Source organism: Variovorax sp. J22R115 (assembly GCF_030317005.1).
GTDB lineage: Bacteria > Pseudomonadota > Gammaproteobacteria > Burkholderiales > Burkholderiaceae_C > Variovorax.
The window spans coordinates 213,619-229,789 of record NZ_JASZYM010000008.1; the positions used below are offsets into that span (position 1 = coordinate 213,619).

The 16,171-nt window shown below is 62.2% G+C and carries 17 protein-coding genes; 15 read left to right on the forward strand and 2 right to left on the reverse strand.

What is annotated here, in order from left to right:
* Positions 1 to 6: 6 nt before the first annotated feature.
* Complete coding sequence (locus QTI04_RS16100; protein WP_286616504.1) at positions 7 to 981, forward strand: D-glycerate dehydrogenase; 975 nt, start codon at positions 7 to 9, stop codon at positions 979 to 981.
* A 118-nt stretch (positions 982 to 1,099) separates the two neighbouring features.
* Here the strand turns inward: QTI04_RS16100 and QTI04_RS16105 are convergent, their stop codons facing one another.
* Both QTI04_RS16105 and QTI04_RS16110 read right to left on the reverse strand, forming a co-directional pair.
* Complete coding sequence (locus QTI04_RS16105; protein WP_286616505.1) at positions 1,100 to 2,074, reverse strand: Gfo/Idh/MocA family oxidoreductase; 975 nt, start codon at positions 2,072 to 2,074, stop codon at positions 1,100 to 1,102.
* A gap of 11 nt (positions 2,075 to 2,085) precedes the next feature.
* A complete protein-coding gene (locus tag QTI04_RS16110) occupies positions 2,086 to 2,784 on the reverse strand; it encodes a GntR family transcriptional regulator (protein WP_286616506.1) in 699 nt (232 codons plus the stop codon).
* 87 nt (positions 2,785 to 2,871) lie between these two features.
* Between QTI04_RS16110 and QTI04_RS16115 the strand changes: the two genes are divergently transcribed.
* The 14 genes from QTI04_RS16115 (at position 2,872) to QTI04_RS16180 (ending at position 16,001) form a co-directional block, all read left to right on the forward strand.
* Entirely contained in the window at positions 2,872 to 4,131 is a 1,260-nt protein-coding gene (locus tag QTI04_RS16115; protein WP_286616508.1) for a cytochrome P450, read from the forward strand.
* A gap of 88 nt (positions 4,132 to 4,219) precedes the next feature.
* Positions 4,220 to 5,188, forward strand: coding sequence for a PDR/VanB family oxidoreductase (locus QTI04_RS16120; protein ID WP_286616510.1), 969 nt, complete (start codon positions 4,220 to 4,222; stop codon positions 5,186 to 5,188).
* A gap of 53 nt (positions 5,189 to 5,241) precedes the next feature.
* The gene (locus tag QTI04_RS16125) at positions 5,242 to 6,426 is read left to right on the forward strand and encodes an ABC transporter substrate-binding protein (protein WP_286616511.1); all 1,185 of its coding nucleotides are present in this window, start codon (positions 5,242 to 5,244) and stop codon (positions 6,424 to 6,426) included.
* A gap of 47 nt (positions 6,427 to 6,473) precedes the next feature.
* Positions 6,474 to 7,337 carry a branched-chain amino acid ABC transporter permease gene (locus QTI04_RS16130; protein ID WP_286616512.1) on the forward strand — a complete coding sequence of 288 codons (864 nt, stop codon included), beginning with the start codon at positions 6,474 to 6,476 and terminating at the stop codon, positions 7,335 to 7,337.
* A 1-nt stretch (position 7,338) separates the two neighbouring features.
* Positions 7,339 to 8,322 carry a branched-chain amino acid ABC transporter permease gene (locus QTI04_RS16135; RefSeq protein WP_286616513.1) on the forward strand — a complete coding sequence of 328 codons (984 nt, stop codon included), beginning with the start codon at positions 7,339 to 7,341 and terminating at the stop codon, positions 8,320 to 8,322.
* Positions 8,319 to 9,065 (forward strand): ABC transporter ATP-binding protein, encoded by a 747-nt coding sequence (locus tag QTI04_RS16140; RefSeq protein ID WP_286616514.1) that lies wholly within the window; start codon positions 8,319 to 8,321, stop codon positions 9,063 to 9,065. The genes QTI04_RS16135 and QTI04_RS16140 overlap by 4 nt, the downstream gene beginning before the upstream one ends.
* A 46-nt stretch (positions 9,066 to 9,111) precedes the next feature.
* Entirely contained in the window at positions 9,112 to 9,852 is a 741-nt protein-coding gene (locus QTI04_RS16145; RefSeq protein WP_286616516.1) for an ABC transporter ATP-binding protein, read from the forward strand.
* 17 nt (positions 9,853 to 9,869) lie between these two features.
* Complete coding sequence (locus QTI04_RS16150) at positions 9,870 to 10,268, forward strand: RidA family protein (RefSeq protein ID WP_286616517.1); 399 nt, start codon at positions 9,870 to 9,872, stop codon at positions 10,266 to 10,268.
* A gap of 22 nt (positions 10,269 to 10,290) precedes the next feature.
* Positions 10,291 to 11,847: a fatty acyl-CoA synthetase gene (locus tag QTI04_RS16155; protein WP_286616518.1), complete on the forward strand. Its 1,557-nt coding sequence runs from the start codon at positions 10,291 to 10,293 to the stop codon at positions 11,845 to 11,847.
* Positions 11,848 to 11,851: 4 nt separating this feature from the next.
* Entirely contained in the window at positions 11,852 to 12,517 is a 666-nt protein-coding gene (locus tag QTI04_RS16160; protein ID WP_286616519.1) for an RraA family protein, read from the forward strand.
* Positions 12,518 to 12,536: 19 nt separating this feature from the next.
* Complete coding sequence (locus QTI04_RS16165; protein ID WP_286616521.1) at positions 12,537 to 13,196, forward strand: RraA family protein; 660 nt, start codon at positions 12,537 to 12,539, stop codon at positions 13,194 to 13,196.
* Positions 13,193 to 13,861, forward strand: coding sequence for a 4-carboxy-4-hydroxy-2-oxoadipate aldolase/oxaloacetate decarboxylase (locus QTI04_RS16170; protein WP_286616522.1), 669 nt, complete (start codon positions 13,193 to 13,195; stop codon positions 13,859 to 13,861). The genes QTI04_RS16165 and QTI04_RS16170 overlap by 4 nt, the downstream gene beginning before the upstream one ends.
* Before the next feature lie 42 nt (positions 13,862 to 13,903).
* Positions 13,904 to 14,992: an amidohydrolase family protein gene (locus QTI04_RS16175; RefSeq protein WP_286616524.1), complete on the forward strand. Its 1,089-nt coding sequence runs from the start codon at positions 13,904 to 13,906 to the stop codon at positions 14,990 to 14,992.
* Between the two features lie 217 nt (positions 14,993 to 15,209).
* The gene (locus QTI04_RS16180; protein WP_286616525.1) at positions 15,210 to 16,001 is read left to right on the forward strand and encodes a hypothetical protein; all 792 of its coding nucleotides are present in this window, start codon (positions 15,210 to 15,212) and stop codon (positions 15,999 to 16,001) included.
* Positions 16,002 to 16,171 lie beyond the last annotated feature (170 nt).

The following is a 16,171-nucleotide window of genomic DNA, read 5'->3' on the forward strand; positions in this document are numbered from 1 at the left end:
CCCGACATGGACAGAAGACGCCGAAAACTGCTGATCACGCGCGCGCTGAGCGATCGAGTGCTGGCGCACGCCCGAGAGAATTTCAGTACCACCGTCTGGTCGAAGGACGAACCGATCGGCGCTAAGTTCGACGCAGCAGCCCGTGGCCAGGATGCGGTCCTCGTCATGCCGACCGAAGCTCTCGACGCAACGCGGTTGACCCGACTCAGGGACGATGGGGTGCGGGCGGTCGCAACCTTTTCCGTCGGCTATGACCACATCGATGTCGCGGCGGCCTCGCGCTTGGGGCTGCCGGTGTTTCATACGCCCGATGTGCTGAGTGATGCGGTGGCCGATTTAGCGATGTTCCTGATTCTGGCGGCCACTCGGGGCACCACCCAATCCGAGCGCATCTTGCGTGCCGGCCAGTGGGGGCCGTGGTCGCCAACGGCGATGCTTGGCCGCCAACTCGGGGGGTTGAGGCTTGGTGTTTACGGCATGGGTCGCATCGGTCGTGCGGTGGCGCGCAGGGCGCGGGCGTTCGATCTCGAGATCCACTATCACAACCGAAGCCAGCTGGCACCGCCGTTGGAGCAAGGGGCCCGCTTTCACGCTGAGATCGATACCCTCATGCGGGTGTCCGATGTGCTGTGCATCTGTGCGCCAGCGACGGCGCAGACGCGCGCATCGATCAATGCGCAGCGACTCTCATTGCTGCCCACCGGCGCAGCCGTGGTGAACGTTGCACGAGGAGATCTGATTGACGAGGATGCGCTCATCGCGGCCCTTGAGAGTGGGCGCATAGGAAGCGTCGGGCTGGACGTATTCCAGAACGAGCCACACGTCGATCGCCGGTTCCTCGAGTTGGCCAACACGACCTTGCTCCCACACATCGGCAGCGCTACACAAGATGCGCGGGACCAAATGGGCATGCTTGCCTTGACCGGTCTGACAACCTACCTGGTCCATGGCAAGCTGGCGGCGAGCTGCGTCAATCCTTAGCGAGGTGACGATCTCGAGCGAAGACCGGCTGTCGCAGATCAATTTGATCAATGATCAGCCGAGATGGCCACTGATCTCTGGTAGGAGTTTGGGGATGGCTTGGCGGACCGTGTCAGGCTCACGAAAGCCCATCGGGAGCCGGGGTGAGGTGCTCGGCCATGCATCGTTCGATGCGGTCGAGGATGCGCATGGAAGGCAAGCACGCTGCCACGCTCGCTTCCGGAAGCCGACGCTCGGCGATGGCGGCGATGAACTCCCGGTCCTGGCTCTCGATGCCGATGCCGGTCAAGCCGATCGGATTGCCTTCATCGTCGAGGAGTTCGTCCCTATAGGCGCGGTAGGTCCCTTCTTCCCCGATGTAGCGGTAGAAGCCGCCGAACGGCCCTCGGTTGTTGAAGGAAAGCGCAAGTGTTCCCAGCGCGCCTGCACTCCGACGCGATCGCAGAGCGATCGTCATGTCCATCGAAGTTCCGAGCGTCGGATGCACCGGACCCTGTTGGCCCCAAGCATCCAGCTCCGGGTCATCCAGCAGCCAAGTCATCAAGTCCACAGAGTGGCATGCGTGATGCCAAAGCAGACTGTCGACCCACGAGCGCGGCTCGCCTCGCGCGTTGGTGTTCTCACGGCGAAAAAAATAGGTCTCTGATACGAGGTGCTGGAGGTGAAAGTGCCCTTCGGCGATGCGCCTTCGCATCTCTCGGTGTGGGGCGTTGAATCGGCGCGTATGGGCCACCATGCAAACGAGGTCGGGGCGCGCAGCGGCCGTTGCCGCGACCCGCTCGCTGTCGGCTACGTTCAGCGCCATCGGGATTTCAATCAGCACATGTTTGCCGGCGCGCAGACAGGCCACCGCCTGCTCGGCGTGAAGATGGCTAGGTGTGGCAAGGACGACTGCATCGATGCCAGGCTTGGCAAGGCACTCGTCCAGATCCATGCTGAGGTGAGGGATGGACCATTCCTGCGCGAACAATGCCGCGGGTCCGGCAACGCCCCCCACAAGGCACACCACTGCCACCCCGGGGGTCCGCTTGAGGACCTCCATGTGCGACCGCGCGATCGCTCCTTCGCCCGCAAGACACAGATGAAGCGTCATCGCGCGGTCTTTCAGTTCATCGCCCGCCCTGCGGTGAGTGAGGCCCTCGGATGGGTGAGGCGCAGTTGAGCGTCAGGTGCCAAACCGCTCGCCGTGCTCGCGCGATGCACCTCCATTGCTGCCAGGCAAACGTCGTGATCGCGTCGGATCAAGCAATCGATCAAGCGGTCGTGTTCCTCCACCGTGCGCAGTCGGGCGCTGACCTCGGACATTTTTGTAGCAATGAACGTATCCGCCTGCGTCCACAGACGCTTGACCTCCTCCAGGATGATTCGATAGGGCGACAGCGAATAGATCTGCAAGTGGAACTCACGGTTGAGCCGTACTAGTGGGGTCCAGTCGTCCGCCACGGCGACGGCGCGCATCTCCTCGTTGAGCGCCCTAAGCGTTGCGATGCAGTCTTCATCGGGCCAGGAAATCGAACCCAGGAGCTCGTTTTCGAGCAGCTGCAGGATGCGGCTGATCTGGGCCAGCTCGTTCGGCGCGCGCTTCGCAACGAAGTAGCCCGAGTTGGGACGGTGGACCAAAAGGCCCTGATCGGCGAGGAGGTTGAGCGCCTCTCGTAAGGGGACCCGGCTCACCCCCAGTTCTTCGGCCATTTCCTGTTGCCGGATCTGTTCGCCCGGCATCAGCTCGCCCGAAACGACCTTTCCGCGAAGTTGTTGGAGGGCCCGCTCCATGACTTGGGCCTTTTGTGCGACTGGCGGCATGCGCTCGCCTCCTGTTGTGCGGTTGATGCCTGCAAGTGTAGTCCTAACACGCATTCACGATTGAATTCAATCTTAGTGGAATCCCTAATGGCATTCACGATTGAATTCAATCACAGTCACCACATCGGCAAAACGCGACTTTCCTCACAAACAGGAACAGAGATGGCCAACGAGACACCCTTCGAATTCGATCCGTATTCGGTCCACGTACAGGAAAACCCTTACCCGTACTACGCCGTGCTTCGGCGCGACCACCCCCTGTATTGGTGCGAAAAGGCCAACTGCTGGGCCTTGTCGCGATACGAGGACATTGCCAACGCTTGCAACGACGCGAAAAGGTTCTCGTCGGCCCGGGGCAATGTTCTGGATGACGATCCGGCCCGCATGGGCAACACGCTGGGCACGAGCGATCCGCCCAAGCACGATCAGCTGCGTGGCCTGGTCAATGCCGCTTTCATGCGGGGGCGCGTCGTCGAGAGGGAGCCCCAGATGCGCGCCATCACCCAAGAGTTCATGAACGAATTCTTCGCGGCCGGCGGCGGAGACATCATCAAACAGCTCACGGCCCGAATCAGCACGTCGACGATTTGCGACCTGCTCGGATTCGAGCGCGCCGACCATGTCCAGCTGAAGATTTGGGTCGACGGCCTGGTGTACCGAGATCCTGTGACCCGTCAGTTGCCGCCCTCCGGTCACGAGGCGCGGCGTGCGATGGTCGACTACGCACAGAAGACCATCGAGGCCCGCCGCATCCAGCCGCGCGACGACCTGATCAGCGCACTCATCGCCGCCGAGGTCGAAGGACAAAAACTCTCTCCGGTCGACCTGATGCACACGGTGGCCACGCTTTTGGGAGCCGGCATCGAGAGCGCCTCGAGCTTCATCGGAAACGCGATGTTGGCGCTCAACGAGCATCCCGACCAGGCTGACCTGCTCGCCTCAGATCTGTCGCAGGCTCCGACTGCCATCGAGGAGATGCTGCGGTATGACACCCCGACTCAGCGCTTTCATCGCACCGCCACACAGGACATCGAACTGCATGGCCAAACGATTCGCGCGGGACAAAGCGTGCTTGTGATGTATGGGTCGGCCAACCGTGATGAGCGCAAATACACCGACCCCGATCGATTTGACCTGACGCGTCCGCCAAGCCGGCACCTGGCAATGGGACACGGCGTCCACTTCTGCCTCGGCGCTCAGCTAGCCAAAGCCATGTCGCGAATCTTCCTCGAGGAGTGGTTCTCGCGGAATCGCAGGTTCACCGTGTTGCACGACCGAGTCGTTCGGATGCATTCGCCCGTGTTCCGTGGACTTAGTTCCATGCCCGTACAAGTCCCCGCCCAGTAAGCGCACAGCTTTCTGCTCAAACCTGACCCTCCGAGAGCCTTACACCATGGCACCCCCGAATTCGATGCCCACTACCACCGGCCTTAACGTGCGGGTGCAGGAGCGCCGTGTCGTCGCAGACGGCGTGGTCGCGATTGAGCTGCGTGCGGTCGACGGCTATGAACTAACCCCTTTCGCAGCAGGCTCCCACATTGACGTTGAACTGCCGGTGCGTGACGCGCACGGTCACTTCATCGTGCGCCAGTACTCGCTGTGCAACGACCCGGCCGAACACGATCGGTATGTGATCGGCGTCGGCAGGGATGCCAACACGCGAGGCGGGTCGGCCTACCTGCACGACAACCTGCAGGTTGGCGACGTTGTTCACATCAGCACGCCCCGCAACCACTTCCAGCTCTACGAGCCTGCACCATCTTCCGTGCTCGTGGCAGGTGGGATCGGCGTGACTCCCATGTTGGCGATGGCGCGGCGATTGAGCGCCCTTGGCCAACGCTGGACCCTCTACTACTGTGCCAGGACACCCGAGCGGGCCGCCTTTCTGGATGAATTGAAGGCTCTGCCTGGCCACGTGATTCCAGTATTTGACGGGGTGCCCGGTGGTACTCCGATCGACCTTTCGAAGGTGATGGCCGACGCGCCCACCGATGCGCATCTCTATTGCTGCGGTCCAACGACGCTGATGGAGGCGTTTGAGCGCGCAGCGGCCACCCGCGATCCAAGCACGGTTCATGTCGAATGGTTCAAGCCCAGGCCCGTCGTCGCCAGCGCGACGGCCGGCGTCAAGGGAGACGGCAATTTCGTCGTGAAGCTCGCAAACAGCGGCGTCACCCTGACGATCCCGCCGCAGAAGTCCATCCTCGACGTCCTTATCGAAGCCGGAATCGCCGTGCAGCACTCCTGCTGCGATGGCGTCTGCGGAACGTGCGAGACCCGCGTGCTCGAAGGCATCCCAGACCACCGGGACTCGGTGCTGCTCGGCGAAGAAGCCAACGCCACGGATCGAATCATGGTCTGCGTGTCGCGTTGCGCCGGAGCTTCGCTGACCCTCGATCTCTAGTGTTGTTCCCACTCGGCCGGTCGCGGCCTTTCTATAAATCAACGGAGACATCAATGCGCCGTAGCTTTCTTCACTCTCTCACCGCGCTCACCGGCGCTGTGGCATTCGGGCTCGCGTTCGGTACGACCGCCCTGGCTCAGGAAACGGTCAAGGTCGGTTTGCTTTTCACCTATTCCGGTGCATCAGGCATGACCGGTCAGCTCAGCGACAACACCATCAAACTGTTCCAACAGAAGAATGGTTCAACCGTCGGTGGGAAGAAGATCGAATTCGTCAAGCGGGACACCACTGGCCCTAACCCGGAAGTTGCCAAGCGCCTTGCGCAGGAACTCATCGTTCGCGAAAAGGTACAGATTCTCATCGGACCCGACTTCACTCCGAACGCGTTGGCCGTTGCGCCCCTGGTGACGGAGGCGAAGGTTCCGACCTTTCTGACCGGCGCAGCAACGGGTGGGATCGTTGGCGAGAAATCGCCTTACTACGTGCGCACGTTCTTCTCCATCCCCCAGGCGGTCAAGCCAATGGCAGAGTGGGCACACAAGAATGGCGTGAAGAAGCCGTACGTACTGGTGGCAGATTTCGGACCTGGCCATGACACGGAAGCCACCTTTACAAAAGCATTCACTGCACTGGGAGGAACGCTGGCGGGGACCGGTCGCGTTCCGGTCCGCAGTCCAGAGTTTTCGAGCTACATGCAGCGCATCAAGGACGCTCAGCCGGATGCCGTTTTCGTCTTCCTACCGATCGGTGAACTGGTGCCGCAGTTTCTCAAGGCCTACGCCGATTCTGGGCTCAAGAACACCAACATCAAGCTTCTTGGCACCGGTGACCTGACAGACGAAAGCGTGATCGATGCTGCCGGTGATGCGGGGATGGGCGTGATCACGTCGGGTGTCTATTCTGCGGCGCATGAGTCGCCGGCCAACAAGCAGTTCGTGGCCGACTATGTAGCTCAGTTTGGCAAGTCTCCCCGCGTGACTGCGTCCAGCGTCGCCGTGTGGGATGCGATGCGCCTGATCTATGACGGCATCGCCGCACAGGGAAGCGCTCCGTTCGACGCAGACAAATTCATGGCCTTCGTCAAGGGACGCTCCATCGAGAGTCCCCGCGGCCCGATCACCATTGACAAGGGCAACGGCGACATCACGCAGAACGTCTACATCCGGAAGGTGGAGAAGCGCGACGGCGTGCTCCAGAACATCGAGATCGCGACGACCAAAGACGTCGCGGCCAAGTGACCGGCGCTCTCTGAACGCCGACCCAGATCACCTCTGAGCACGACGCCATGAATGCGCTATTGACCATTCTCTTTAACGGGCTCGCGTACGGCGTGCTGCTATTCATCATCGCGGTGGGTTTGTCAGTCACGATGGGAATGATGCAGTTCGTGAACCTCGCGCAAGTGAGCTTCTCGATGCTCGGGGGCTACGTGATGGTGACGGCGATGGAATCGCTGGGCCTTCCATTCCTAGCGAGTCTTCCACTCGCCTTCGTCGCCGTCGCGGTTTTCTCCGTGGTCTTGGAACGCTTGGTGCTGCGCCACTTCTACGACACAGACGATCTGACGCAGGTGCTGTTGACGTTGGGCCTTGTCTTCATGTCGATCTCGGCGGTTGCCTTCTTTTGGGGGCCCTCGTTCCGGCCGGTGACCGTTCCCTCCTGGCTGAGCGGCCAGGAGCCGGTCCTTGGTCTCATGCTCGAACGCTACCGCATCTTTCTGCTCGTGGCCGGCGCCTTGATTGCCCTGGTGCTCGTGCTTGGTCTCGAGCGGACGCGATTCGGCGCCATGGTGCGTGCATGCGTCGACAACCGACGCGCCGCTTCCGGGTGCGGCATGAACACCAGCGCCGTCTTCGCTCTGACCTTCGCGCTCGGCGGTGGTCTCGCCGGATTGGGCGGCGCTCTTTCGGCCAATTTGCTGAGCCTGGACCCCAATTTCCCACTGCGATACCTGGTGTACGTGCTGATCGTTGTTTCGGTCGGGGGCATGGGAAACATCTTCGGCAGCCTGCTTGCCGCGCTCCTGATCGGCGTGGCCGACGTGGTGGGCAAGTACTACGTCCCGGAAGCGGGTGGTCTCTTCATCTACCTGCTGACGGTGCTCATCATGATGTGGCGTCCGCAGGGATTGCTCGGTCGAAAGGTTTGACATGACGCGTCCTGACATTTCGCAGTACTTCTCGACACGCGGCGGCTGGAGTCGGTGGGAGTTCGCCTTCTGGGCTGTACTTCTGGTGTTGTTCTTCATCCCCAACAGCAATCTTGTTTTGCTGTCGCAGATCCTGATCTGGGGGCTCTTTGCGCTCTCGCTGGACCTGCTGCTCGGCTACCGGGGCATTCCTTCGCTCGGTCACGCTGCGTTCTTTGGGATCGGGGCTTACACCGCTGGGTTCCTCGGCAAGTACGGCTGGACAGAGCCGATCAGCGGCCTTCTCGTTGCCGGTCTGGTGGCTGGCTGCGCCGGCTTGGCGACGGGACGCATTGTTCGCGGATTGCATGGCATCGGGTTGCTGATGGTCACGCTCGGACTCAACATGATCCTGTTCGACTTCGTGCACCGTTCGACACATCTCACCGGTGGCGATGACGGTCTGCAGGGCATCGCGATCGCACCGGTGCTCGGAATGTTCCGCTTCGACATGGTCGGACGCACCGCCTACCTCTATACCTTCGTGGTGGTGCTGGTCTGCTTCCTGGCGGTCCGTGCCCTTGTCAAATCCTCCTTCGGTCTCTCGCTCCTCGGCGCAAGAGAGAACACGCGGCGAATGATGATGCTCGGCACGCCGATTGACCGTGACGTCACCGTCGTGTTCGGGATCTCCGCGGCTCTGGCTGGAGTCGCCGGCGCCTTGCTGACCCAGACGACGCAGTTTGTATCTCCCGAGGCAATGGCATTTACCCGCTCGGCTGACGTGCTGGTCATGTTGGTCATCGGTGGCACCGCAGTGCTCTATGGCGGGTTCATCGGCGCCGCAGTGTTCATGCTGCTGCGCGACCAACTGTCCTCGTACAACCCCATTTACTGGTACTTCTGGATCGGTCTGCTCCTGGTGCTCATCGTGGCGACCTTCCGCAAGGGGATTCTCCCAACGCTCCTTGGCCGCCTGGCCCTGCGTCGCGAGGCACGCGCATGAACACCGACACCGTCCTCGAGACCCGCGATCTGCGGATGGCCTTTGGCGGACTGAAGATCTTCGACAAGCTCAACTTTTCGATGCGACGCGGCGAAAGACATGCCGTCATCGGGCCGAACGGCGCTGGAAAGAGCACGTTCGTGAATCTTGTGACGGGGCTTCTGACACCCACGGACGGCAAGTTGTTCCTCGAAGGGCGCGACGTGACGGCCACCACCCCGCAAGAGAGGGTGCATGCCGGCTTGGTGCGGACGTTTCAGATCAACACGCTCTTTGCGACGCTCAATCCTCTCGAATCCGTGGTGCTCGCACTGTGCCAGCGCGACGGCCTCGCGCGTCCCTCGTGGCGTCCGATCAGCCGGATGACCCGACAGATCGATGAGGCGTCCGCACTGCTCGACCGCTTCGGGCTGCTGGGCTCGGCGCTCAGGCCGACCCAGGCACTGGCGTACGGCGAGCAACGGGTGCTTGAGGTGGTACTGGCCTTCGCCATGAAGCCGCGGGTGCTGCTTCTGGATGAGCCCGCGGCCGGCCTGTCGACCTCGCAGGGAGTGGCGTTGTTCGACCAGCTCTCAAGTCTTGCCGGAGAGACGACGGTGCTCTTCATCGAGCACGACATGCACTTGGTGTTCCGCTATGCGGATCGGGTGTCGGTTTTCGCGGGGGGCGATCTGATCGCACAAGGCACCCCCGATCAGGTTCGCGCAGATGAGCGCGTGCGAAAGGCCTATCTTGGAAGCTGAACTCAAATCCAGGTCGGAGGCCACCTCCAGGGGCCCGCGTCCTGTCGTGCAATCTGCAGCAACGGCCCGACCGACGGTCGGAGCTGAGGCACTCCTGGAAGTGCGCAAGGTATGTGCCGGTTATGGGCCGGCCCGCGTATTGCACGACATGGAGTTGTCGGTTCGCCGCGGCGAAACGCTCGTCGTGATCGGCCGCAACGGGGTGGGCAAGACCACTCTGATCGAGACCATCATCGGGCTAACGACGCACCATTCCGGCGAGATCTGGTTCGACGGCAAGCGCATCGATGCAGAGCCTGCGCATCGCCGCAATCGACTCGGCGTCGGTTGGGTGCCGCAGCAGCGGGAGGTGTTTCCATCACTGACCGTGGAGGAGAACCTCACGGTCGTGGCGCGCTCTGGCACCTGGAACCTCGAGCGGGTCTACGGCCTCTTTCCTCGCTTGAAGGAGCGCCGTGGCAACTACGGCAACCAACTCTCAGGCGGCGAGCAGCAGATGTTGGCGCTGGGACGGGCACTGATGACGAACCCGTCACTCCTGCTGCTCGACGAGCCGGTGGAAGGGCTCGCGCCCTTGATCGTCAAGGAGATGCTGGCGGCGATCGAGCGAATGCGCCATGAGAGCGATATGGCCATCGTGTTGGTCGAACAAAAGTACGACCTGGCGCTGGCGCAATCCGAGCGCTGCGTGGTCATCGATCACGGTGCGGTCGTCCACAGCGGTCCCAGCGAAGAGCTGCTGGGCAACCAACCCCTGATCGACAAGCTACTCGGCGTGTCGGCCTGATCTCCGGAGCAAAACAAATGCAGCAATCTCGTCGACGCTCGATCGAAGTCACCGGTGTCTCCCACGGCGCAGCCCCCATTCCCATGGGCGCCCGCGTTGGCAACACGCTCTATTCCTCTGGCATCCCGGGCATCGATCCATCCACGGGAAAGCTTCCACCCGACGCAGCCTCGCAGACCCGTTTCGCATTCGACCATGTCCGCTCCCTCCTCGCCGGGGGAGGGGCCACGTTGGATGACGTGGTGCGCATGACGGTCTACCTGAAGGACGGTGCCGCGCGGGAGCACGTCAATGCCGAGTGGCTCAAGTGCTTTCCGGATCCACACGACCGCCCGGCCCGCCACACCCTGATGTACGACCTCCAGAACGGCATGTTGCTGCAGCTGGAAGTCATCGCCATCGTCAACGAACTCTGATCCAACGACCGAGGGAAGACCAATGACCAATGACCTTGCGCGCCACACGCTTGGAGACCTGCTGCGGCGCACCAAACAACGCTTTCCTGAAAAGCTGGCTATTCGCTGCGGCAGCGTCGACTGGACCTATACCCAGTTCGACGAGGTTTGCAACAAGCTCGCAGGCGGCCTCGCAGAGCGCGGCATTGAGATCGGCGACCGTGTCGCAGTGATCTCGCGGAACTCTCACGCGTTTGCGGCTCTACGGTTCGCGCTGGCCAGGCTGGGTGCGGTGCTGGTCCCCATCAACTTCATGTTGAGCACCGACGAGGCGCACTACATCCTTGAGCATTCCGGGGCGCGGATGCTTTGTGTCGATTCGGATTTTGCCGCGCTGGGCACGGCCGCGAGCGTTGATACCTCGGTCAGTGAAACGGTCTGGCTTCCGAGCGAAGGGCCGAGTGATCCGGTGCCCGGACTGACGACGTTCGATAAGCTGCTGGAGAAGGGCGACGCGCCACCGCGAGCATTGACGGGCTCGATGCTGGCCCAAATCATCTACACCAGCGGAACCGAATCACGTCCCAAAGGGGCGATGCTGACGCACGACGCGATCATCTCCGAGTACGTGAGCTGCCTGGTTGACATCGAGGTCGCAGAGAACGATCGGGTCCTGCATGCGCTCCCGCTGTACCACTGCGCGCAACTGGATGTCTTCCTCGGCCCCTGCGTCTACGTCGGCGCGACGAGCGTCATCACAGGCAAGCCTAACGCTGCCAATCTCCTGGCGTTGATGGCGCGCGACAGCATCAACTCCTTCTTCGCGCCCCCGACCGTATGGATTGGTTTGATGCAGGCGCCTCAGTTCGAATCAACGGACCTTTCCTCTCTACGCAAAGGCTACTACGGCGCCTCAATCATGCCGGTAGAGGTGTTGAAAGAGATTCAGCGACGCATGCCGGCGGTCCGCCTCTGGAACCTCTATGGCCAGACCGAGATCGCGCCGGTGGCTACCGTGTTGAAGCCTGAGGACCAGCTTCGCAAGGCAGGCACTGCCGGCCGCGCGACGCTCAACGTCGAGACCAGGCTTGTTGACGACGAGATGAACGATGTTGGCCCCGGCGAGATCGGCGAAATCGTGCATCGCTCGCCTCAGCTTCTGTCCGGCTACTACAAGGACGCGGAGCGCACCAAGCTTGCATTCCACGGTGGTTGGTTTCACAGCGGCGACTTGGGAACCATCGACGAGGAAGGCTATATCAGTGTGGTTGACCGTAAGAAAGACATGATCAAGACCGGCGGCGAGAACGTCGCCAGTCGCGAAGTCGAAGAGGCGATTTACGGAATCACCGGGGTGTCCGAAGTCGCGGTGATCGGACTGCCAGACCCGAAGTGGATCGAGGCGGTCACTGCCGTGATCGTGACGAGGCCGGGCCACGAGCTCACCGAGCAGAGTGTGCTGGAGGCCTGCGCCGGAAAGCTGGCGCTGTTCAAGATCCCCAAGCGCGTGATCCTGATCGACGCGTTGCCAAAGAACCCTACTGGCAAGGTGCTCAAGCGCGAGTTGCGTCTCAAGTACCTGTCTTCATCAAAGGCTTGATCTCATGAATGATTCCGTCAAACGCCTGAACCGCCTCGATTGCTGCGCGGTGTCTGATGCGCTCGACAAGCTCGGCTTGCGCGATCGTGTCGTGAGCGGTCTGGAGCAGCGGTCGACCACTCGGCGTATCGCCGGGCGCGTGGTGACCTACCGGCTTGTGCCGGCGGACAAGGCGCCGCCGCCGGCGGGCGGTGCGCCCCGGCACCTGGGCACGACTGCCATTGAACTGGTGCAACCAGGCGAAGTGATCGTTGTCGAGCAACGCACCGGACTGGACGCCGGTAGCTGGGGCGGCATCCTCACTTTGGGAGCGAAGGTCCGTGGTGTCGCTGGCGTGATCGCGGATGGCCCGGTGCGCGATGTCGATGAAGCGCGCGCATACGACTTCCCAGTGTATTGCCGTGCGCTGACCGCCAAGACCGCGCGCGGGCGCGTGGTGGAGGCGGAGGTCAATCAACGCATCACGATTGGCGACGTCACCGTGGACGCGGGTGACTACGTGATTGCTGATGCGAGCGGCGTCGCTTTCATTCCGGCCGGTGATGTCGAGCGTGTTCTCGACGCTGCTGAGACGATTGCAGGTCGAGAAGCGGCTATGGCAAAGGCGCTGCTGGCCGGTCAACCCATCGCCCAGGTGATGGGCGCCGATTACGAACACATGCTGCGCTGAGCGGCATTGGAGAAATGACATGACTGACCGCAACGTTGAGCGCGCCTCGAAGCTCGATACAGCCACCTTGAGTGACGCGCTCGACCGCCACGGCCTCAATGGCCAGTGCTACAAGATTAAGCCGCGCTCTAGCGATTTCCGCATGACGGGTCGCGCCTGGACTCTCAAGTACGGCCCCGCAGGGACGCCACCGGGCACCGTTGGCGACTACATCGACGATGTGGCGCCAGGCAGCGTGATCGTGCTGGACAACGGCGGACGTGACAACGTCACCGTGTGGGGTGACATCCTGACGGAAATTGCGCACAGCAAGGGCATCGCAGGCACTGTCATCGACGGCATCAACCGCGACGTCGCCCTTTGCCTGCAGCTTGGCTACCCGGTCTACAGCCGCGAATCTTGGATGCGCACGGGCAAGGACAGGGTTCAAGTCGAGGCCACGCAGATTCCGGTCAGCATCGGCGACGTCCGTGTCTGTCCCGGCGACTTGATGCGCGGAGACGCCGATGGCGTGGTTGTCATTCCGAAGGAACAGGAAGAACTGGTGCTCTCCTCGGCCGAGGAGATCCAAACCGCCGAGGACGCGATTCGCGAATCTGTGCGCGGTGGCCTCAACTTGCGAGAGGCGCGCGAAAAACATCGGTATCACCAGTTGCAAACACGAAAGGCCTCGAAATGAGCAGCGCGTCGACCATTCCCGCTGGGCCGACGATCCGGCCTGACATCGAGCGGCCCGCCGCAAGCGTCGTCGCTGCAGCCGGAGAGTTGCCCACCGCAACGTTGCACGAGGCGGGTGGCCGCATCGGCGTGATGCCCTCGGCGATCAAGCCTGTGGCGCCAACCTTCCGCGTCTGCGGTCCAGCCGTCACTGTGCATTCGCCAGGAGGGGACAACCTCTGGTTGCACCGCGCCCTTTACGTGGCGCAGCCGGGCGACGTGCTCGTGGTCCACGTTAGCGGCGACTACGACTTTGGCTACTGGGGCGAAATCATGTCCTGCGCTGCGAAGGCGCGCGGCCTGGCCGGACTGGTGATCGATGGCTGCGTGCGGGATGGAGGGATCCTCGCTGATTTCGGCCTGCCGGTCTTCGCTCGCGGTCTGTGCATCCGGGGCACCGGGAAGGACTATGGCGCGCGAGGGTGGGTCAACTTCCCGGTGGTGTTCGGCGATCTCACAGTGAACGCCGGCGATTTGATCGTCGGGGACACGGACGGCGTCGTTGCGATTCCGCGGGAGCGCGCCGAGGAAGTAGTTGCCGCGGCCGGTCAGCGCGAGGCCAAAGAGGCGGCAATCCTGGATCGAATTCGCGCCGGCGAACGGACCCTCGAGGTCTACAACTTCTGAGGCGTATCGGCCTCTTTTCCAACCGTTCAATTGGAGTTTCACATGATCATCGACGTCCACGGCCATCTTTGCGCCTCCCCCAAGCTCTACGCCTGGTACACGCTGCTGCTTGCGAGCCGAGCCACTTACGGCACGCCACCACCTCCCATGTCCGACGACGAACTGTTGTCGCTTCCGGAGACCAAGCGCAATCTCGAAGCCATCGACCTGGCAGGGACTGACGTGCAATTGCTGTCGCCTCGGCCTTTCACGATGTTCCACGCCGAGAAGCCTGGTCGCGTGGCGCATCGTTGGAACGAGGGAGTCAACGGCTACATCGCACAGCTCTGCCGTGTTCTGCCCGATCGCTTCGCTGGCATCTGCGGCCTGCCACAACCGGCCGGCGAGCCGATCCAGACGTCTCTGCCCGAACTCGAGCGCTGCATCAAGGAACTCGGCTTCGTCGGCTGTTTGCTGGATCCGGATCCGGGGGAAGGCGACAACAAGACCCCGCCGATGGGAGACGAATATTGGTATCCGCTCTATGAGAAGTTGTGCGAACTCGACGTACCGGCGCACGTGCATTCGACGGGCAACCAGCATGGTCGCGGCACCTATGCGACTCACTTCATCGACGAGGAGAGCCTGGCGATCCTGTCGCTAGTCAATTCCCGGGTGTTCCTGGACTTCCCGAAGCTGAAGATCATCATTTCGCATGGCGGCGGCTCGGTGCCCTACCAAGTCGGTCGCTGGCGCGCTGAGCGGCTGCACCCCGTGATGGCCAAGAACCATCCGCTGAGCGAATCCTTCGACGAGAGCCTCCGGCGCATCTACTACGACACGGTGATCCACTCCAAGGACTCGTTGGCGATGCTGATCAAACTGGTCGGCAGCGACCGCGTGGTCTTCGGCACGGAAAATCCAGGTTCCGGCACCGCCATGAACCCAGAGACCGGCCGCAGTTTCGACGACATCAAGGCCTTGGTCGAAGACATCGACGCGCTGACGCCGGAAGACCGCGCCAACATTTATGAAAACAACGCACGTCGCTTGTTCCCGCGTCTGAAGGCAAAGGGCGGGGCGCCGGCGGTCAAGGGTGATCCCAACAAGTACCTGACGGGCGAAGGCGCCCGCCAAGGCATCGGCATGTGACCCGGAGACACAGATGGCTCGCATAGTTCTTGGCATCGGTACGTCCCACAGTCCGTTGCTTGTGCTTGGTGGGGCGCAATGGGAGTTCCGTTCCGCGGACGATCGGCGCAGCAAGTCGCTGAATACCTTGGATGGCCGACTTGTTTCGTACGATGACCTGGTCGCCGAGCGAGGCGAGCCCTACCTCAAGGAGTCCGACCCCGCAGGCTTCCCTGCAATGGCAGCCAAGGCGGAAGCTGCGCTCGATACGCTGGCAGCTCAGCTGCGCGCCGCAGAGCCCGATGTCGTGCTGGTCGTGGGTGACGACCAGGGGGAGCTCTTTGGTCCAGAGAACTTCCCGGCCATGGCGATTTATCGCGGCGATGAGCTCGTGATGAAGCCTTCCGAGCATCTCCAGGGCATGCCGCCCTGGGCCGATACGAAGTTCTGGTCGGGCTATCGGATGGATTTACCGCACCGCTATCCCGGCGCGCCAGAGTTGGCACTCGACCTCGTGCATGGACTCATTCGTCAAGGCGTTGACGTGGCGTCCTCGGACCGCATTCTCGACCCCAGCGTGCGTGGCTTTGGCCACGCCTTCGGATTCGTCATCGAGCGGCTGATGAAGGACCTCAGCGTGCCCATGCTGCCGGTGATGCTCAACACCTACTTCCCCCCGAACACACCGACGGCTGCACGGTGCTACGAGGTGGGAACGAAGATTGCCGCGGCGCTTGCCTCTTCCAAGAATCCGGCACGCGTGGCTGTGGTGGCATCGGGGGGCCTCAGCCATTTCCTCTGCGAGGAGGCGTTTGACCGACGCATCGTCACCGCGCTGCAGTCCGACGATGCCGCCACTCTGACTGCCATCCCGCAGGAGGCCATGCTCTCTGGGTCCTCCGAAATTCGAAACTGGATCATGGTCTCAGGGATGGTGAGTGGGCTCAAGTCCGATTACACGGAGTACATCCCGGTCCATCGGACGCCGCTTGGCTCCGGCATTGGACTGGCGTTCATGACCTGGCGGTGACGCACCTCCAGCCGGCCTCAATTTCTTCGCAACGACACATCTCAGAAACCAGCGGCGGCGACGTCCGGCCGGTGGTGCCAAACGTCCGACCCGTAGGGGCGCCACTGCGTGCCCCGACCTTCTTGCCCTCGCCCATACGCATCGCTTGATCTGATCGCAGGAGAGAGACA